15 protein-coding genes are annotated in these 19,008 nt (G+C 70.5%); 6 read left to right on the plus strand and 9 right to left on the minus strand.

Translation table 11 applies throughout. From position 1 onward, the window contains the following. Positions 1-111 precede the first annotated feature (111 nt). Positions 112-1,263 carry a DUF3068 domain-containing protein gene (locus LTT66_RS10650; protein WP_233066370.1) on the plus strand — a complete coding sequence of 384 codons (1,152 nt, stop codon included), beginning with the start codon at positions 112-114 and terminating at the stop codon, positions 1,261-1,263. Positions 1,264-1,521: 258 nt separating this feature from the next. Here the strand turns inward: LTT66_RS10650 and LTT66_RS10655 are convergent, their stop codons facing one another. Beyond that, complete coding sequence (locus tag LTT66_RS10655) at positions 1,522-2,697, minus strand: polysaccharide biosynthesis protein (protein WP_220135596.1); 1,176 nt, start codon at positions 2,695-2,697, stop codon at positions 1,522-1,524. A 354-nt stretch (positions 2,698-3,051) separates the two neighbouring features. Here LTT66_RS10655 and LTT66_RS10660 point away from each other — a divergent pair, with 354 nt between their 5' ends. After that, entirely contained in the window at positions 3,052-5,328 is a 2,277-nt protein-coding gene (locus LTT66_RS10660) for a hypothetical protein (protein WP_233066372.1), read from the plus strand. Between the two features lies 1 nt (position 5,329). Here LTT66_RS10660 and LTT66_RS10665 read toward each other — a convergent pair whose 3' ends face one another. Then, positions 5,330-6,502 carry a glycosyltransferase family 4 protein gene (locus tag LTT66_RS10665; RefSeq protein ID WP_233066374.1) on the minus strand — a complete coding sequence of 391 codons (1,173 nt, stop codon included), beginning with the start codon at positions 6,500-6,502 and terminating at the stop codon, positions 5,330-5,332. Positions 6,503-6,618: 116 nt separating this feature from the next. On the opposite strand from LTT66_RS10665, the gene LTT66_RS10670 reads away from it, so the two are divergent. Continuing rightward, positions 6,619-7,404 carry a class I SAM-dependent methyltransferase gene (locus LTT66_RS10670; protein WP_233066376.1) on the plus strand — a complete coding sequence of 262 codons (786 nt, stop codon included), beginning with the start codon at positions 6,619-6,621 and terminating at the stop codon, positions 7,402-7,404. On the opposite strand, the gene LTT66_RS10675 is transcribed toward LTT66_RS10670, so the two are convergent. Further along, complete coding sequence (locus tag LTT66_RS10675) at positions 7,401-7,712, minus strand: hypothetical protein (RefSeq protein ID WP_159923239.1); 312 nt, start codon at positions 7,710-7,712, stop codon at positions 7,401-7,403. The genes LTT66_RS10670 and LTT66_RS10675 overlap by 4 nt on opposite strands. Before the next feature lie 209 nt (positions 7,713-7,921). Between LTT66_RS10675 and LTT66_RS10680 the strand changes: the two genes are divergently transcribed. Then, positions 7,922-9,373 (plus strand): aldehyde dehydrogenase, encoded by a 1,452-nt coding sequence (locus LTT66_RS10680; protein WP_233066378.1) that lies wholly within the window; start codon positions 7,922-7,924, stop codon positions 9,371-9,373. Here the strand turns inward: LTT66_RS10680 and LTT66_RS10685 are convergent, their stop codons facing one another. Together LTT66_RS10685 and LTT66_RS10690 are read right to left on the minus strand one after the other, a co-directional pair. Then, on the minus strand, positions 9,374-9,577 hold the full coding sequence (locus tag LTT66_RS10685; protein WP_233066380.1) for a hypothetical protein: 204 nt from the start codon (positions 9,575-9,577) through the stop codon (positions 9,374-9,376). It lies immediately after the preceding gene. Between the two features lie 345 nt (positions 9,578-9,922). Further along, positions 9,923-10,873: a GlxA family transcriptional regulator gene (locus LTT66_RS10690; RefSeq protein WP_233066382.1), complete on the minus strand. Its 951-nt coding sequence runs from the start codon at positions 10,871-10,873 to the stop codon at positions 9,923-9,925. A gap of 113 nt (positions 10,874-10,986) precedes the next feature. On the opposite strand from LTT66_RS10690, the gene LTT66_RS10695 reads away from it, so the two are divergent. Then, on the plus strand, positions 10,987-11,739 hold the full coding sequence (locus LTT66_RS10695; RefSeq protein ID WP_233066384.1) for an HD domain-containing protein: 753 nt from the start codon (positions 10,987-10,989) through the stop codon (positions 11,737-11,739). A 113-nt stretch (positions 11,740-11,852) separates the two neighbouring features. Here the strand turns inward: LTT66_RS10695 and LTT66_RS10700 are convergent, their stop codons facing one another. From LTT66_RS10700 to LTT66_RS10715, 4 genes are all read right to left on the minus strand, one after another. Next, the gene (locus LTT66_RS10700; RefSeq protein ID WP_233066386.1) at positions 11,853-13,685 is read right to left on the minus strand and encodes a phosphoenolpyruvate carboxykinase (GTP); all 1,833 of its coding nucleotides are present in this window, start codon (positions 13,683-13,685) and stop codon (positions 11,853-11,855) included. 219 nt (positions 13,686-13,904) lie between these two features. Next, positions 13,905-15,452, minus strand: coding sequence for a hypothetical protein (locus LTT66_RS10705; protein ID WP_233066388.1), 1,548 nt, complete (start codon positions 15,450-15,452; stop codon positions 13,905-13,907). Positions 15,453-15,519: 67 nt separating this feature from the next. Then, positions 15,520-16,653: a P-loop NTPase family protein gene (locus LTT66_RS10710; RefSeq protein ID WP_233066390.1), complete on the minus strand. Its 1,134-nt coding sequence runs from the start codon at positions 16,651-16,653 to the stop codon at positions 15,520-15,522. Positions 16,654-16,720: 67 nt separating this feature from the next. Beyond that, the gene (locus LTT66_RS10715; protein WP_233066392.1) at positions 16,721-17,503 is read right to left on the minus strand and encodes an SDR family oxidoreductase; all 783 of its coding nucleotides are present in this window, start codon (positions 17,501-17,503) and stop codon (positions 16,721-16,723) included. A 151-nt stretch (positions 17,504-17,654) separates the two neighbouring features. Between LTT66_RS10715 and LTT66_RS10720 the strand changes: the two genes are divergently transcribed. Beyond that, positions 17,655-19,001: a lipase family protein gene (locus tag LTT66_RS10720; protein WP_233066395.1), complete on the plus strand. Its 1,347-nt coding sequence runs from the start codon at positions 17,655-17,657 to the stop codon at positions 18,999-19,001. The last annotated feature ends 7 nt before the right edge of the window (positions 19,002-19,008 follow it).

The following is a 19,008-nucleotide window of genomic DNA, read 5'->3' on the forward strand; positions in this document are numbered from 1 at the left end:
CGACGCCGCATAGTACGACATCGGACTGTTAGTGTCGGGGCTCACGAGTGCCGCGGCATGCCCGCAGTGCTCGCCGGAGCGACCTGCTGTTCTACGACGAGGAGAGTTTGCATGGCACTGAGTGCCGGTACCAGAAGGACGGTGGCCTGCCTGCTCGTGGGTCTCGGCGCGTTGCTGATCGTCGCCGCAATCATGATCCCGACTTACACCGTCGACAAGCTGGCGAAAACTCCCCTCGATCTGGAGATCACCACGATCGCGACGAACCAGCCGGGTGAGGACAGCCTCGTGCTCGACTCCAAGTCGCTGACCGCGCCGGAGGGTTCGGCCAAGGTCGACACCAACGTCCCCCTGGTCTCGCAGCGCTTCCTCACCGTCGAGGACCCGGCCGACGCCGAGCAGATGACGGTGCAGGCGGGCCAGACGCTGCGGCGCATCGACAAGCAGGGCGACACCGGCCTGCTCACCGCGACCATCGACCGCGTGACCATCGACCGCGTGACCGGCGAACCGGTCGCCACCGACCCCAACGGCTCGATCGCGGTGTCGGCGAACCTGGAGGGCCAGAGCATCGCCGAGCCGGTGCAGCACACCGGCCTGCAGTACCGGTTCCCGATCGGCACCGAGAAGAAGACCTACCCGTACTTCGATCTCAACGTGCGTAAGACCTACGACGCCAACTTCCTCGAAGAGACCGAGATCAACAACACGAAGGTCTACCACTTCCAGATGTCGGTCCCGGCCACGAGCCTGTGGGACGTCGTGCAGGCGCCGACCAACCGGCTGAGCCTGCCCGCCGCCAAGTGGGGCGTCGAGGGCGGCGAGGCCCCGGTGACCATGACCCGCTACTACACCAACACCCGCGACCTGTGGGTGGAGCCGGAGACCGGCACGGTGGTCAAGGGTGGCGAGGCGCTGCACCTCTACTACTCGCGCACCGCCGACAAGCCGGAGGTCACCGCGCTGAAGTCGCACATCGTGTTCGACGAGAACACGATCGAGTCGCAGCTGGCGGTGGCCAAGGAGAACATCGACAAGCTGTCGCTGTACGGGCGGGTCATGCCGATCATCCTGGGCGTCCTCGGTGTGATCGCCCTGATCGCCGGTGTGGTCCTCGGTATCCGGGGCGGCTCGGCTCCGACGCCCGCGCGTGCGGGTGGCGCTCCGGGCCAGCGCCCGAGCGGCTCGGCTCCCTCCCGCCCGGCTCCGCGCGGCGGCGACGACGCGCCGACCGAGCAGATTCGCATCAACAAGCAGCCCTGACCGGCTGAACGCCCTGAATTCGGCTCCCCCGCCCTCCGGCTGGGGAGCCGAATTCGTTGCGGGGCCCTACCGCACCGAACTGAGTGCATTCATCAGCTGGGCGACGCTGCGTCACCTGTTTGCTGCTCGACTCCCAGTAGGCGGTTGACCGGCTTATGGGCACGGGTCAGGGCGCCGCATAGACCACCGGATGTACCGGATTCTGTAGCAGCGCGTTTGTTCGCGGCCGCCGACCGCGATGAGGTGCAGCGGTGCCGGTCAGCCGACCGGGCGCAACGGCTCCGGACGCGTCGAGTGGTCGGCCGCCCGCAGGACGACGACGGCGACCAGGACGGTGGTGGTGGCCGCGACCGATACGGCCGTGATGATCAGCGCCGGGATGGAGCGGGCCAGCGACAGCATCAGGGTGACTTCGACGGCCAGCCCCAGCCAGGTGACCAGCGCCAGGGACGTGCGATCGACGGCGATGGCCGAGAGCACCGCGCCCTGCAGCACGGCCAGCAGCGCGCCGTGCAGCGCGAAGACCCACAGCAGGCCCTGGATCGGCGCGTAGTCCTCGCCTGCCAGCAGCGGAGCGACCGGCGCGGCGAGCGCGGCCCCGAGCACCGCGATGAGGCCGATCCCGCTGAGCACCGCCAGCGCCGCCCGGATCGCGCTCGCCGAGTGCGTCGGCTGGGCCATGCGCGGGTAGAGCACGACGCCTACCGCTTGGGGCAGCCAGAAGGCAATCTTGGTGGCGATGGTGCCGAGCGCGTAGCGGCTGGCGTCCACGTCGTCGAGCACGATCCGGACCACGATCAGGTCGGCCGACGACAGCGCCATCATCGCCGCCTGCACCTGGGCGGCCCGCAGCACCGGCAGCACGCCGGGGGCGGCGGCGATCTTGCCCGGGTCGATCGCGGCGCGGGCGCGCGCCGACCGCGCACCGGCGACGAGCCTGGCCAGCAGCGCCGCCGCCGCGATCCCGCAGGCCGCCGCCCAGAGCGCGAGCGTCGCGCCGCCGCCCAGCGCGAGGACCACCAGCGCGGGCGTGACCCGGGCGATGCCCGCGGCACCGAGCACCACCCCCAACGCGCGAAACCGCTTGCCGCCCTGCAGCACTCCCTGCTCACCGGACAGCAGCACCAGCGCGGGCGCGGCACCGAGCGCCGCGGCCGTGGCGGCCACCCCGACGTTCAGCGTGAGGGCGACCAGCGGGACCAGCACCGCCGCCACCGCGGCCACGATCACCGCGCACCGCCATTGGAGCCCGCGCAGCGCCGCCGTCCCCGCACCGCGCACGAGTTCCCGGGCGACCACGTTCTGCAACGCCAGGGCGGGCACCGCGCACAGCAGCTGCACCGCGAGCAGACTGGCGAACTCGCTGTACCCGGTGACGCCCAGCCACCGTCCGGCCAGCAGTTGCAGCAGATACCCGGCGACGTTGGCGGTCATCGCGCCCGCCGTCACCCACGTCAGATCCGCCACCACAGGTAACCGACGGACAGCAGACACGCTCCCCCGCCTCTCCGGGTCTTCAGGCCGTACCAGCCGGGTGACGCTGTCGCAAGCCACTCTCGGCGCGAGGGCGGCTGGCTGCCCTGTCTTCGAACCACCGACCGATGACGCCCGGCACACAATACAGCGTGCGGTCGGCGTCCTGGTAGGCCGACTCGAGCCGGGCGAGGGTCGTCGCCGATTCGCCGAGCGGGGCCGGACGCGGTTGGCGAATATCGCGCGACGGACCGAACCGGCCTTCCTCGTCGCTCGCTCCGCGGCGGCGGGGATCGGGACGTACAGTGCTCAGGCGTGAGTGGGAGCGGTCGAGACCGGGCGGTAGCCGCGGGATACAGCGCGGCTGGGGCGCTGCTGGTGACCGCGCCCCTGCTGGCGCCGGGTTACCTGCTCCTGCGGGACGCGGTGAGCACGCCGCGCAGTTATCCGACCGCCTCGGCGCTCGGTCTCGGCGACGCGGCGCCGCGGGCGGTGCCGCAGGACGCGCTGCTGGCCGTGCTGTCGGCGTTCGTCGACGGCGGCCTGCTGGTCAAGACGATTCTGGTCGTCGCGCTGTGGGCCGCGGGGTACGGCGCGGCGATGCTGGCCCGCGCGCTGCTGCGCGCTTCGCTCGGGCCGCAATTGGTCGCCGCGACGGTCGCGCTGTGGAACCCCTACGTCGCCGAGCGGCTCTTGCAGGGACACTGGAGCCTGCTGGCCGGATATGCCGCGCTGCCGTGGACAGCGCTGGCCGCGTATCGCCTCCGATCGTCCGCCACCGCGAAACGGCGTCGGCGAATCCTGGCGAACGCACCGGTACAGCCCGGAAACGGCCTGGTCGGACCGGCCGCACCGCAGGAGGCCGAACGCGCCGAAATTGCCCCACCGATCGACCCCACACAGCACGATCGGCAGGCCGGACCCACCGGCCGAGCTGAAACACCGCTGGCTACGCCCGGCGCATCCGAGCCCCCCGATGGCGCTGCCCCAGCCGGCACTTCTGAACACCCCGGCGGCGCTACCTCAGCCGACACCTCTGAAAGCCCCCACAGCTCCACGCCAGCCGACGAACCTGAACATCCCCACGGCGCTACACCAGCCGACACGCCGGACAAGGGCCAGGTAGATCAGCCCCTCGTCACCGCGCCAACCGACACGCCGGGCAAGCACCAGGCGGATCAACCCCGCGTCACCGCACCAACCAACACGCCGGGCAAGCACCAGGTAGATCAACCCCTCGTCACGGCTGCACGGCGCAGGAGTATCCGGACGGTGTCCGCTTGGGCCGCCCTGGCCGGATCGCTCGCCGCCGCGGGACTCACACCGACCGGAGCGCTGCTGGCGGGCGTGACCGCGCTCGCCTTGGTCCATCGACGCCAGTTGCTCCCGGCGCTCGTCCTCTGGGTCGCGGCCTCCGCGCCATGGCTCGCCGCGACCGCGCTGTCGGGCGCGGGCGCCGAGCCGTCCGATCCCGCGGGCATCGCGGCCTTCGCCGCACGGGCCGAGCCCGGCCTCGGCACCCTCGGCAGCGTGGCCGGTCTCGGCGGGATATGGAACGCGGAGGCGGTTCCCGATTCCCGCACCACGCCGCTGGCCGCGATCGCGACCTTGGCGCTGCTGGGGATCGTCGCGCTGGGCGTGCGCGCCGTCGCCTCGGGCGGCGCCGATCCGGACAATCGCCACGTGCGCCGCGCGCTGCTGCTGCTCGCGGCGATCGCGGTGCTGTTCCCCGCGCTCGGCGCGACGGTGTGGGGCATGCACGCACTGGAGTGGCTGGTAGCCCACGTGCCCGGTGCGGGTCTGCTGCGAGACACCCAGAAGTACGTGGCCTTGGCCGTGCCCGCCTACGCCCTGTGCGCGGCGGCGGGCTGCACGGTGGCCGCCCGGCGGCTTTCATCCGCTCCGGTGGATCGCCCCACCACGGCGCACCCGGCCGTGACGTCCGCGATCGCGGCGGTATTCGTCGCGCTTCTCGTGCTGCCGCTCTACGATCTCGCCTGGGGTGCCGGTGGAGCCGTCCGGACGGTGCACTACCCCGCTGGCTGGCAGCGGGTCGCCGAACGGATCGACGGTCCCGGCGACGTCGCGGTGCTGCCGGGCGGGATGTTCCGCAAGTTCCGCTACAGCGGCCCGGCGCCCGTGCTCGACCCGGCGCCGCGCATGCTGCCCAACGACGTCTTACAGACCGGCGAGCTCCCGGTGCGCGGGCGTACGGTGTCCGGCGAGGGAGACCGCGCCGGAAAGGTGGAAGCCCTTCTCCTGCAGGGTGGTTCGGCCCCGGACCTGGCCCGCCTCGGCGTGGGCTGGGTGCTCGTGGAGCGGACCACTCCCGGCCCGCTCGGCGCATCGGCGACGACGCTGGCCCAGCTCGAGCGAAGTTACGAGGACGCCGACCTCGCGCTGTATCGCGTGCCCGGAGTCGTCGAGCCCCGCGGATCGACAACGGCACAGCGTTCCGTCATCGCCACGGCCCATTCGCTCTGGGGCGCGTTGCTCGTCGCGAGTCCGCTTGTCGTCCTGGGCATTCGGGCACGATCCCGTACGAGAACGCGGCGCTGGAACCGAGCCGCGCACGGCAGTCTTTCGCAGTAGTTCAGTCGGCCGTCCGGGGCGCGATCAAACCGGTCACCTGTTCGCCACGGGCGGCCGCGGCCAGCACCTCGTAGACGCCGATTCCGGTTTGCTCCCAGGAGAATTCGCGAGCGCGGGCGCGCGCCTTCTCGCCCATGACGGTGCGCGCGCCCGGATCGTCCAGCAGATCGCCGACGGCTTCGGTCAACTGCGCGACGTCGTCGACCAGGATGCCGGTGGCGCCGTCGACGATGGAATCGGTGAGCCCGCGTGAACTCCGGTAGCCGACCGTCGGCACGCCGTGCTGGGCGGCCTCGATCACCGCGAGCCCCCACCCCTCTTTCCGGGAGGGCAGCACGTGCACCCATGCGCGGGCGAGCAGTTCGTGCTTACGGCGCTCGTCCACGTGCCCGTGGAAGGTGACGGCGTCGGCGATGCCGAGTTCGCGAGCGTTGTCCCGCAGGTTGTCCGCCCACCAGCCGTCGCCGATCACGTCCAGGCGCAGGCCGGGGACGCGGTCGCGCAGCCGGGCCACGGCCGCGAGCGCGTCCTCGATCTGCTTGTGCGGCACCAAACGGGACAGCACGACGACGGTGGGTGCGGAAGTGCGGGTCTCCGCGGCGCCGGTGGGCGCGTCGAATGGAACCGGTTCCGCTCCGTTGCGGACCACCGCGATGCGCGAACCGTCCACACCGAGCGCGGCCAGCTCCTCCGCCGAGGGAAGCGAGACGGTCAGATATTGGTTACGCCGATGCACGCGGGGCGACAGCCGCGACTCGATCCACCAGCCCACGCGACCGACCAGCTTGCCCGCCACCGGCCACTGCTCGCGATGCCCGTGGTGCACCAGCACCACCGACGGCGCCTTGGTGACGGTGGTGGCGAAGAACGGGATGCCGTTCTGGGTGTCGATCACCGCGTCCGGGCGCACCCCGCGCAACGAGCCGAGACCGATCTTCCCGAGCAAGATCGCGGCGAGCGCCCGCGGATACACGGTGTAGCGGCCGCCCGCCCGGCTGATGTCGATGCCGTCGATGCGCTCTCGCCGCGGCGCCCCGGGGTAGCGTGCGGTGCGCAGGGTGACCTTGACCCCCCGGGCCGCGAGGTGCGCGCCGACCTGCTCGAGGTACCGCTCGCTGCCGCCGCCCTGCGGGTGCCCGGTGTCACGCCAGCAGAGCAGGAGGACTTCGCGCACGGTGGAGCTTCTCTCGGTCAGTAGGTCCCGGTGGGGAACGTCGGATGTCGCGGTACACCCTAACCCGAGCACCCGCCCGCGATGCCCAGCATCGGGGTTGTGCGAGACTCGGCGCCGTGCTCAAAGCCGAAAACACGCCTGCACGCGGCAGCTCGCCACGGTTCGCCCGCCGGGCGACCCTGCGCCGGTCGCTGCGGCTGCTCGGCAGCTTCCGGTTCGAGCAGACCGATCCGGCGCTGTTCTACGGCGGCCTGGCCGCCGACAGCACGGCGATGATCGCCGACTTCTACGCCGACCTCACCGGCCGGTCGCTGGACGGTGCGACGATTCTCGACGTCGGCGGCGGACCGGGCTACTTCGCCGACGAGTTCACCCGCACCGGCGCGCGCTATATCCCGGTGGAGCCCGACCCTTCGGAGATGCACGCCGCGGGCCTCTCGGTAGCAGGCGCGGTGCGCGGGTCCGGGATGGCGCTGCCGTTCCGTGACGACGCGCTCGACATCTGTTTCTCGTCGAACGTCGCCGAACACGTCTCGAAGCCGTGGGTGATGGCCGACGAGATGGTGCGGGTGACCAGGCCGGGCGGGTTGATCGTGCTCTCCTACACGGTGTGGCACGGCCCGTTCGGCGGGCACGAGACCGGGCCGTGGCACTACCTCGGTGGCGAGTACGCCGCACGCCGGTACCGGCGCAAGCACGGACGCGAACCCAAGAACAGGTTCGGCCGGTCGCTGTTCGCGGTGCGGGCCGCGGACGGATTGCGCTGGGCGGCAGGCACTCCGGCCGAGGTGCACACCGTCTTTCCGCGCTACCACCCCCGCTGGGCGTGGTGGTTGGTCCGGGTACCCCTGGTGCGCGAGTTACTTGTCAGCAATCTGGTCGTTGTGGCAACTAAAAGTTAGCCGAGGTAAGGCTCCAGCCATCCGCGACGCCAGTGCCGCTTCCCGCACGGCGCGTGCACGGGCTCGCTCCACGGCGATTCCCGCATAGCCAACCCGACGGTCTCGAGCGTGGTCAGACCGACCATGTCGGCCAGCATCCCGACGGCGGCGACCGCCTCCGCTGCCTGCATAGCCGCGGTCGCCTGCTCGATCGTCAGGGTGCGGCCGGGTAGGAAGGAGACCACCCACCCGCCGCTGCCGACACACTTAGCCTGATGCTCGGTTTGATCACTGGTCATCAGCGACCGGCCGATCACTTGCACCGCCATGACTCGGACTCCCCAGTTTGCGGTAACGATTCAGTAATGGAGCGAGCTGATATGTCGCTACAGCATCCCTCCTCCAGCAACAGAACGCAATAGTGCGTTCGGCGAAAAGCGAACCGAGAGGTCGGGATTCACACTGGCCAGAGCGTCGCGGGTGCGCAAAACTGGAACAGGTTACAGACAGAAGGCGGGCAAAACTGTAACGTGTTCTCATGCATTACGAGAGCTTGTTCATCGGCGGCCGCTGGACCGCGCCAGCCACCGCCGAGCGCATCCAGGTCATCTCGCCGGCCACGGTCGAGCCGGTGGGCAGCGTCCCCGCGGTGAGCCGGGCCGACGTCGACGCCGCGGTCGCCGCGGCCAGGCACGCTTTCGACCACGGCCCGTGGCCCGCCACGCCGCCGAAGGAGCGCGCCGCGGTGCTCACCCGCGTGGCCCGGCTGATCGAACAGCGCTCCGCCGACCTGCTCGCCGCGCTGACCGCCGAGGTCGGCGCGCCGCAGATGATCGCGATGACGCTGAACCAGATCCCCGCGGTCGCCGCGCTCGACGCTTACGCCGCGCTGGCCGAGACCTTCCCGTGGCGGGAGACCCGGGTGGGCGGGTTCGGCACCACGCGGGTCACCCGCGAGCCGCGCGGGGTCGTCGCGGCGGTCACCGCATGGAATGTCCCGCTGTTCCTCGCGGTGAACAAGCTCGCCCCCGCCCTGCTGGCCGGCTGCACCGTGGTGCTGAAGCCCGCCCCGCTCACCCCGATCACGGCCAACATGGTCGCCGACATCTTCACCGAGGCCGGACTGCCCGAAGGCGTGCTCTCGGTGCTGCCCGCCGAGCCCGACGCGGCCGAGTACCTCGTCTCGCATCCCGGCGTGGACAAGGTGACCTTCACCGGAAGCACCGCGGTCGGCCGCAAGATCGGCGCCATCGCCACCGGCCAGCTCAAGAGCGTTTCGCTCGAACTCGGCGGCAAGTCCGCGGCGATCCTGCTGCCCGACATGGATGTCGCGGCCGGCATCCCGGTGCTCGCATTCTCCGGCTTGATGAACAGTGGGCAGGGCTGCGTCGCGCAGACCCGCATCCTCGCCCCGCGCGGACGGTACGACGAGATCCTCGACGCGCTGGTCGAACACGTGAAGACGATGAAGGTGGGCGACCCGAACGACCCGAGCGTGCAGCTGGGCCCGCTGATCTCCGAACGGCAGCGCGACCGGGTCGAGGGCTACATCGCCAAGGGCAAGGCCGAGGGCGCGCGACTCGTATTCGGCGGCGGACGCCCGGAGGGCCTGGACCGAGGCTGGTTCGTCGAGCCGACGATCTTCGCCGACGTGGACAACAAGTCGACCATCGCCCAGGAGGAGATCTTCGGGCCGGTGCTGTCGGTCATCCCGTACGAGGACGAGGACGAGGACGAGGCCGTGGCCATCGCCAACGACTCGGTCTACGGCCTCGCAGGCTCGGTGTGGACGGCCGACATCGAACACGGCGCCGAGATCGCGGCGCGGGTGCGGACCGGCACCTACGCGATCAATTGGTATGCGTTCGACCCGAGTTCGCCGTTCGGCGGCTACAAGGCCTCCGGGCTCGGACGCGAGAACGGCCCGGAAGGTCTCGATGCGTTCTGCGAGCAGAAGTCGCTGCTCATGCCACTCGGCTGGACCGGGTGATCAGTCGGGTGGCATGACCACCCGTAGCAGCGGCGCACGGTTGCCGTAGCGCCGGGGTGGCGCGTCGACGATTTCGACGCGCCATCCGGGCGGCAGCACCGCCAGCAGCCGCCCCGCGGCCCGGCGCAGCGGTGTGCTCGCGGTCGCCAACTCGAATTCGGCAACCATGGGGGCAAGCGATCTCGCCGTCTCCAGATCGGCCATGCTCCAACCACCTCTCGCGCGTCGATCTCGCCGTACGCCGCGGGCATCGCGGGTCCGATGTCGGTAGGGAAGTAGTTCAGTCGATCAGTTAACCGTTGGTAATCCGACTGTGTGATGGGAAGGGAAGAACACGCCAAGCATAAGTCACGAGTACACGAAATCTCTCAACAAGATCATTACCCCGTTCCGCACGCAGCTAAACCCATCGAGCCGTGCAAAATTCGCACATTCCCGCCGCACACTGACAGGCCCCTGCGCGGTCTCCGAAAAGCACCCTCGCGCAGAACATTCGATTGACCTGCTCCACAACGGCATTCGCCCTCGGGGACAGTGGACTCGCCGGGCTCACGTGCCGAGCGACCGGCGGTACGCGGCAGGTGTGGTGCCGGTCGCCGCGCGCAGGTGCACCCGCAGCGCGGTGACGCTGCCGAAACCTGCCCTGGCCGCAACGACTTCCACTGGCAAACGTGTGGTTTCCAGAAGTTCGCGCGCACGCGCGGTGCGCTGAGTGTCCAGCCACCGCCGCGGCGTGGTGCCGACTTCCGCCTTGAAGCGGCGGATGAAGGTGCGCTCGCTCATCAGCGCGTGCGCGGCCAGCGCCGAAACATCCGCCGCCGCAGTGGGTTCGGCGACCGCCCAGGCCAGGGTGGCGGCGAGTCCGCCGTGCGCGGCCGCAGCGCCCGGCGCGTTCGGAACGTACTGCGCCTGGCCGCCCTCTCGATGCGGCGCGGTGACGTTCCACCTGGCCAGCTCCGCCGCCGCGTGGGCACCCAGCTCCCTGCGCACGATGTGCAGGCACAGATCGAGGCCCGCCGACAGACCGGCCGAGGTCAGCACGTCACCGTCGTCCACGTACAGCGCCGTCGGGTCCAGCCGCACCGCCGGATACAGCTGCGCGAACTCGCCGCAGTAGGCCCAGTGCGTGGTCGCCGGTCGTCCGTCCAGTAGTCCGGCCTCGGCCAGGATGAACGCGCCGACGCAGATGCTCACCATGGTCGCGCCGCGCGCCGCCGCGCCACGCAAGGCGATCAGCGCCGCCCGCGGGGTAGGCAGCGTCGGGATGCCGATCCCGGGCACGACGACTACATCCGCCTCCGCCAGCGCTTCCAGCCCGTGCTCCACCCGCAATTCGAAGCCATTGGGCGTCCACACCGGCCCGGGGCGCAATCCGCAGGTCCGCATCTCGAACCCGGACGGCTCGCCGGTCTTACCCGGTCCGTGCCGGAACGCCTGAACAGCACAGGCCAGATCGAAGGCCATGACCCCGTCCAGCGCGAGGGCGACCACTTGCTTCATCCTCGCAAGTTTGACACGAATCCGAGCATCACTGTCATTTGCGCCACTCGTCGCCGACCTCATCGCACACTTGACTCCAAGTGCACACCGGATTCGATGAGAAGGAGGGCAACGTGGCCGGACCGACAGGCCTCGATTGGGCATGGGCCACCAGCTCCGGTGGTGCGCTGTCGGGGGCGCAACGCCGCCGATTGGCTGTTGCGACCGCTCGTACGCTGCCCGCCATGGTGCCCAACCGGGTCCGGCTCGCGCTGGGCCGGCGGGGGCGCGGGAAACTGGAGTTCGCCGGTCTGCGGCTACCGGATTCCAAGCTCGCCGTCGCGGCGGAAACCGAGGCGCGCGAGGCGCTTTCCCCGCACGTGCTGCACCATTCGCTTCGCACCTACTATTTCGGACGGGTTCTAGCCGATCTCGACGGTGCCGCCTATGACGACGAACTCGTCTACGTCTCCTGCCTACTGCACGATTTGCGGCTCGAACACCCTACGCCCGGACGGTGTTTCGCAGTGGCAGGCGGGGAACGGGCCGTTACCGTCGCACTCGGCGCGGGTGCCACCCAGGAACGGGCCGACGCGATCGGCGCGGCCATCGCCGCCCACATCACACCCGGCGTCGCCGAAGATCTCAGCGATCCGGGGGGCTTCGTCTCCGCGGGGGCTTCAGTGGACGTGCTCGGGACGCGGCTGGCGGAGCTGGACCGGGATTGGGTCGCCGAACTGCTGCGACGTCATCCGCGCCAGGAGTTCAAGCGGCACGTCGTCGCGGCATTCCGAGCCGAAGCGAAGGCGATGCCTGCGGGCCGCATTCACTGGCTCAACCGCGCGGGCTTCCTGATGATGATCCGGATGTCGCCGTTCCCCGAATAGCCTCGCCGCCCAGCGGGATTCCGGATCGGATCGGCAAAACTTTTGTCGCGCAGAACAAATCGCCCCGCACCAGCTGTCCGATGGTGCGGGGCGATGCTACTTTGGGTGGAGTGTCAGCCCAGACGCTGCTTGAGCGCCTCGAACTCGTCGCGTACGCCGGACGGCAGCTTGTCACCGACGAACTCGAACCACTCTTCGATCAGCGGGATCTCCTTGCGCCATTCCTCGGCGTTCACGGCGAGCGCCTCGTCGACGTCCTCGGCATCGACGTCCAGCCCGTCCAGGTCGAGCTGCGTGGCGGTCGGCACGTTACCGATCGCGGTCGCCTCGGCCTCGGCGGAACCCTCGATGCGGCCGACGATCCACTCCAGCACGCGCGAGTTCTCGCCGAAGCCGGGCCAGAGGAAGCGGCCGTCCTCGCCGCGGCGGAACCAGTTGACGTAGAAGATCTTCGGCAGTTTGGCCGCGTCGGCGTTCTTGCCGAGGTTGATCCAGTGCCCCAGGTAGTCGCCGACGTGGTAGCCCAGGAACGGCAGCATGGCCATCGGGTCACGGCGGACGGTGCCCACCTTGCCCTCGGCGGCCGCGGTCTGCTCGGAGGACAGCGTCGCGCCCATGAACACGCCGTGCTGCCAGTCGAAGGACTCGGTGACCAGCGGGACGGTGGTCTTGCGGCGACCGCCGAACAGGATCGCCGAGATCGGCACACCCTGCGGGTCGTCCCACTCGGGCGCCAGGATCGGGCACTGCGCCATCGGCGTGCAGTAGCGCGAGTTCGGGTGGGCGGCCAGCGTCTCGGTCTCCCGCAGGTACCAGTCGTTGCCCTTCCAGTCGATCAGGTGGTCGGGCTCGCCCTCCAGGCCCTCCCACCACACGTCGCCGTTGTCGGTCAGCGCGACGTTGGTGTAGACGGTGTTGCCCGCTTCCACGGTGGCCATGGCGTTCGGGTTCGAGCTGCGGTTGGTGCCCGGCGCGACGCCGAAGAAGCCGTACTCCGGGTTCACCGCGTAGAGGCGGCCGTCCTTGCCGAAGCGCATCCAGGCGATGTCGTCGCCCAGGGTCTCGGCGCGCCAGCCCGGCACGGTCGGCTGGATCATCGCGAGGTTGGTCTTGCCGCAGGCGCTCGGGAACGCGGCGGCGATGTAGTACGCCTTGTTCTCCGGGGAGATCAGCTTGAGGATCAGCATGTGCTCGGCCAGCCAGCCCTCGTCGTGGGCCATCGCCGAGGCGATCCGCAGCGAGTAGCACTTCTTGCCGAGCAGCGCGTTGCCGCCGTAGCCGGAGCCGTAGCTCCAGATCTCCCGGTCCTCGGGGAAGTGGGTGATGTACTTGGTGTCGTTGCACGGCCACGGCACGTCGGCCTGGCCATCGGCCAGCGGCGCGCCCACGGAGTGCAGCGCCTTCACGAACGGGCGGTCGGCGCCCAGCTTCTCCAGGGCGGCGGCGCCCATGCGGGTCATCACGCGCATCGACACCACGACGTACTCGGAGTCGGTGATCTCGACGCCGAGCTTGGGGTCCTCGGCGCCCAGCGGACCCATGCAGAACGGCACCACGTACATGGTGCGGCCCTTCATCGAGCCGCGGTACAGCTCGGTCATGGTGGCGCGCATCTCGGTCGGGTCGACCCAGTTGTTGGTCGGGCCCGCGTCGGCCTCGGACTTCGAACAGATGAACGTGCGGGATTCCACCCGGGCCACGTCGGAGGGATCGGAGAGGGCGAGGAAGGAGTTCGGCTTCTTCTTCTCGTCCAGGCGCTTGAACGTCCCCGCCGCCACGAGCTGCTCGGTGAGCCGCTCCCATTCCTCGTCGGAGCCGTCCGCCCACACCACACGATCCGGCTGGGTGAGTTCGGCGACTTCTTGTACCCAGGCGAGTAGTTCGCTGTGCTCGGTCGGCGCCTTGCCGTCGGATCCACGAAGACCAGGAATGGTCGCTGACGTCATGAAAACTCTCCTGAGATGGGCGACTACTCGCTGCTTCGCCGCCTGGCCCTAGGCCCATGACCAGCGCGAATGCACCGAGCGCCACCGTTGGCGGGAAGGCGCCCGCTCCGACCGGTCGAATGCGCACCCTCAGCAGGGCGGCAGATCAGGACTTAGCGGACGCCCAAGTTCCTGAATAGAGGTTAACGCGATGTGACGGCCGGTACGGTATCGGGTTCCTCACTGTGTACCCAATTGGTCGTTCGTTTCAACAGGTGGAAGCCAGCGATCGAGAAGCCGGAGATCGCGCTCGCATGCGGCGAGTTGACCAGGCTGCGCGGCCGCGATCCGGCGCAATTCGGCCTCCACCTGGGCCACCCGGCGATCGGTCTCGACCATTCGCGCGGTGCTTGCCTGGACCACATGGTCGGCCAAAACCGTCTCGGCTTCCACGAGCGCGGTCGCCACTCGCTGCTCGAGCTGGGCTTTTACGTTGACCAACGCGTCGGCCACCCATTGCCGGATGTGCGCTCGCTCGGCGAGCTGGCCGCGGGCGCGCACCACCCACGCCGCCGCACCACCGCCGAGCAGCAGGGTGACCGGCACGGTCGCGACGTCCAGAGCGGGGACGAGCGAGAACGGAGCAACCAGCAGGCGACCGAGGCCGACGCCCGCCGACGCGCCGAGCGCGATCATAAGGTGATCTTCGACACCCCGGTGGCGGGGCCCGGGATCCGGTCCCACCCGAGGGGCCGGGTCGCGCCGTCGCGGCGGTATCTCCCGATCCGCACCCGCGATCCGGGCGCTCAGTTCGGCGAGGCGCTGATCGATGATGGGGTCGAAAGCGCCGGTCAGTTCCGTGACGGCTCGCTGGAGCCGGGCGGGGTAATCGGCGATCGCCGCGGTGCGCAGCCGGTCCAGTTCGGCGCGCGCGGTGGCGTGCAATGCGCGGACTCGCGCGCCGATGTCGGTCATCAAGTCCACCCGGGCCAGCTGCAACTGCCCGCGCAGGGTGGACATCGCGGTGGCGCGTCCGCCGTCCCGGCCGGCCAGCAGAACGGCGCGTTGCTCGCGCAGCCGCGCCGGTTCGGCGCCGGAGCGCAGCGCGGCCACCTGCTCGACCACCCGCTGGCGGGTGTCGGCCAAGACCCGCGCGGTGACCGCGCCCGGCCGGTCACCCCCGGCGGCGGCCGCCGCGGTGAGCCGCGCGTGCAGGGCCCCGAGACCGGAGCGGTCGAGCAGTCCGGCGTCGCCCGCGGTACGTGCGGCGGCGGCCAACCGCGCCGAGACCGGGACGATGTCCAGGTCGGCGGCACCCTGCTCGGCGAGCAGCTCCAGGTCACGCGTCCACACCGCGCGCCAGTCCTGGTAGGCGTGGATGCCGTTCATCGCCAGCAGCAGGTGGGTGCCGTCCGCGCGCAACCGGTGGATCACCCCCAGCAGGTCCGCGCCGAGGGTGGTGCCGGCGTCGAGCAGGATCAGCGCCACCGCGGGCGGAGCGGCCCCGACGGGCGAGGCGGTCTCCACCGCGTCCGGGTCGGCGACCGGTTCGGACAGCGTGACGCGCGGTTCGAACCGGGCCAGCTCGGTGCGCAGCAGGGTCGTGTTGACGTCGGCGGGGCCGATCACCGTGACCGCACCCGCCGCGCCGGACCCGTGCACCGCGCGCAACAACGCCATACCCTGCGGGTTCCAGCGCTCCACCACGGCCGCCAGCTCGGGCGAAGCGGCGACCGCCGTCGTCAGGGCCGCGCGATCGGATCCGCCCCCGACGGCCGGGCCTGACATTTCAGGTCCGGCGGCCGAGGCCGGATCCGCCCCGGCAGGCGCGGCCGCCGTCGCGGATTCCGGGGGCTCAGAGACCGGCACTACTCATCCGTTCCCATAGTCGGACGTACCCGTTGTGCACGCGCAAGGCGGCGCGACGGGCCGCCGGGGGCATATCGCTGGTGACGACGGCGCGCCAGCGGGAAGCGCGGGTCAGCGCGTCGTCGGCGTCGGATGGCGCGGGAGCGGGATATCCCGCCGCGAGGTGAGCCACCTCCGGCCCGGCGAGTCCCGCGCAGAGCCCGAGCCAGAGAGCGTCGTCACTGAAGAGATAGGACTCCAAGAGGTCGCGGGCACGGCCGCCCTCCTCCGGTACCGCGCGGGCCGCGAGCCGGGCCAGCTCGTCGAGCAGTTCGCCGCCGCGCAGCGCGGACACCTGCTCGTAGCGGCGCTGCAGCAGCCGGTGCAGCGCGTCGATGCCGCTGGCCGCGTGCAGTATCTGCAGCAGCGCCTGCGGGGTGAGCTGCGGATCATGGCGAAGGGCCGCGCACGCGCAGGCCACGCCGTACAGGTCCCAGCGGCGCAGCAGCTCCTCGCGCTGCGCGGCGTCCGGCCCCGGCGCGACGAACAGATCCGGGGAGAGGATCAGCGCCGGGTCGGCTGCACCGGCCAGCTTGCGCAGCAGGTCCAGTTCGGCGCCGGTCAGCGCGCCCGCCCTGGTGCGCATCGCCAGCGACGCGACCACCGGCACCACCGGAATCCGCAGTTGGCTGCCGTACTGTTCGGCCGCGGCCACCGCGTCGCCCCAGCGGGAGCCGATCGCGTCGGCCTTGTTCAACACCGCGATCGTGCGCTGCGGCGGCAGCGTGGCCAGCACCCTGCGATCGGCGGGCGACGGCGCGGCCGACAACACGTAGACGACGATGTCGGCGTCGAGCGCCGGATCGGGCGCCCCCGGCTGGTCCACCGGATCGGTCTCCACCGCGGACATGAGCGCGAGCGCGTGCAGCACCGTGGTCCGTCCCGCGTGCGCACGCCCGGTCACCTGGATACGCGGCGGTTTGCGCCAGGCGCTGACGGCCGCTCCCGCGGCGTACCCGATCTGGGGATCGCGCCCCTGCCCGAACCGCAATTCGGCGAGCAGCTTGTCGAGCTGATCGTGATCGGACGTGGGAACGCCGCGCTCCCGCAACGGCCCGTCGGAATCAGTGGCTGTCGGCATGCTGCACACCCCCTTATTACGGTGCGCAATTGTGTCAGAAGTCCGGTCGCGGGACAGGCTCGACCGCTCAGCTGCCGCTGAAGTACTTGTTCGCGGTGCGCACCGCCCAGTTCGGGGCGTATTTCGCCACCGTCGCCAGTACCTTCGCCTGCGTGCCGACCTCGTAGTGCACCTTCGGCAGCCGGGCGCGCTTGCGCGTGGCCTCCCAGATCCCGGTGGCGACGTCCTCCGCCGACAACCGCACACCCAGCGACTTCGTCGTCCCGGTCGTCACACCGTCCACCATGGCCGTGGCCACGAACAACGGCCAGATCGCCAGCACCCGGATGTCGTAGCGCTCCCACTCCAGGTCCAGCGCCTCGGTGAAGCTCTTGACCGCCGACTTCGTCGCGCCGTAGCTCGCGAGTTCGGCTTGGCCGTAGATCGCCGAAGCCGAGCAGAGGTTGACCACCTGGGCGCCCGGAGTGTCGCGCAGATAGCGGAACGCGCTGTGCGTTCCTGCGAGCACTCCGACCAGGTTGACCTCGACGATCGCCCGATGGGCGGAGAGCTCGAGCGACTCGAACGGCCCCGCTCGCAGTATGCCCGCGTTGTTGACCAGGATGTCCAGCCGCCCGGTGGCGGCATGGAACTCGGCCAGCCGCTCCGCCCACTGCGTGTCGTTCGTCACATCCAGCACCCCGGTGTGCACGATGCCGCCCTTGTCGGCGATATCACCAGAGAGCCTGGTCAAGCCCACTTCGTCGATGTCGTAGGCCCCGACGTGGTACCCCTGCGCAGCGAAAAGCAAGGCCGTGGCTCGCCCGATACCGGCCGCCGCGCCGGTGATGAACACTGTCGGTCTGCTCATGCCGGGGAGTCTAGTGCCGCGGACGCCGTGTACTCCGGGGTTCCCAGACGCCCGGTCGGTCACTTACCCTGCTGAAGTGGTCGGCACCACAACCGGTGCGCAGCTTCACCTTTCGCATGCGGCAACCGACCTCGACGATGAGGAGGTTGCGATGACCGCGAATGTCATCGGCGCTGCCGACCCGGAACCCGGCTGTCCCACGGACCGCAAACCCTTGCTGCCCAGCCTGGACCCGTTCCATCGACCGCCGAAGGGATTCGCGGCCAAGGCACCGGGCACCATCCTGCGCAGCAGGAAGATCGAGGTGGCGCTGTTCGGGATCGTGCCGCAACAGGTGTCGGCCTGGCAGCTCCTGTATCGCAGCTGTGACCTGCACGGAGCCCCGGAAGCGGCGATCACCACGGTCCTGCTGCCGCTCGGCGCGGAGCCGGACGAGGATCGCCCGCTGCTGGCCTTCCAGACCGCGATGGACGCGGTGGCCGAGAAGTGCTCCCCGTCCTACGCCCTGCGCTACGGCGCGCGAGCGCTCGGGTCGGTCACCCAGCTGGAATGGCTGCTGGTCGCGAACGCGCTGCGGCGCGGCTGGGCGGTCAGCATCGCCGACCACGAAGGCCCGCACGGAAACTTCGGCGCCCCGCGGGAGCCCGGCTACCGCGCGCTCGACGGTATCCGCGCCGCGCTGCGCTTCGGCCCGCTCGGGCTCGGCCCCGAAACCCGCGTCGCGGTGTGGGGCTACTCCGGCGGCGGCATGGCCAGCTCGTGGACGGTCGAGATGGCCCCCACCTACGCCCCGGAACTCCACATCGTCGGCGCGGTGCTCGGCGCCCCGGTCGGCGACCCGCGCCAGGTCTTCGACCGGCTCAACGGCACCCCCTTCGCGGGCCTGCCCGCCATCGTGATCGCCGCCCTGCGCAGGCTGTATCCCGCGTTGAGTTCGGTCATCGATGACGAACTCGACTCCGAGGGCCGCCGGTTCGTCGTCCGCGCGGAGAACGCGACGCCGCTCGGCGCGATCCTCGGGCTCGCGGGCAAGAAAGTGGACGACTTCCTCAGCCGCCCGCTCTCCGAGGTCCTCGACACCCCGGAACTGCGGGCGATGTTCGACGATCTGCGGCTCGGCAACGCGGCGCCGACCTGCCCGCTGCTGGTGGTGCAACCCATCCACGATCAGGTCATTCACATGGACGGTATCGACGGTCAGGTGGCGCGGTACCGCCGCGGCGGCGCCGCGGTGACCTACGTCCGCGACCGGCTCAGCGAGCACTTCTCGCTGCTGCCGCTGTCCACGCCCATCAGCCTGGACTGGCTGGCCGACCGGCTTGCCGGGCAACCGGTGAGCGATACCGGCGACAGCACCGTCTGGTCGGTCGCCGCCTCGCCGTCGGGCGTGCGCGGCCTGCTGGAAATGGCGGTGACCGCGGCCAAGGTCGCGCTGGGCCGTCCGCTGCGTCAGGAGCAGCCGACGGCCGCCAGGATCGCGCCCGCGCGCGCCGCCTGACCTCCTG

The sequence above is a fragment of the Nocardia gipuzkoensis genome, assembly GCF_021183645.1.
Lineage (GTDB): Bacteria > Actinomycetota > Actinomycetes > Mycobacteriales > Mycobacteriaceae > Nocardia > Nocardia abscessus.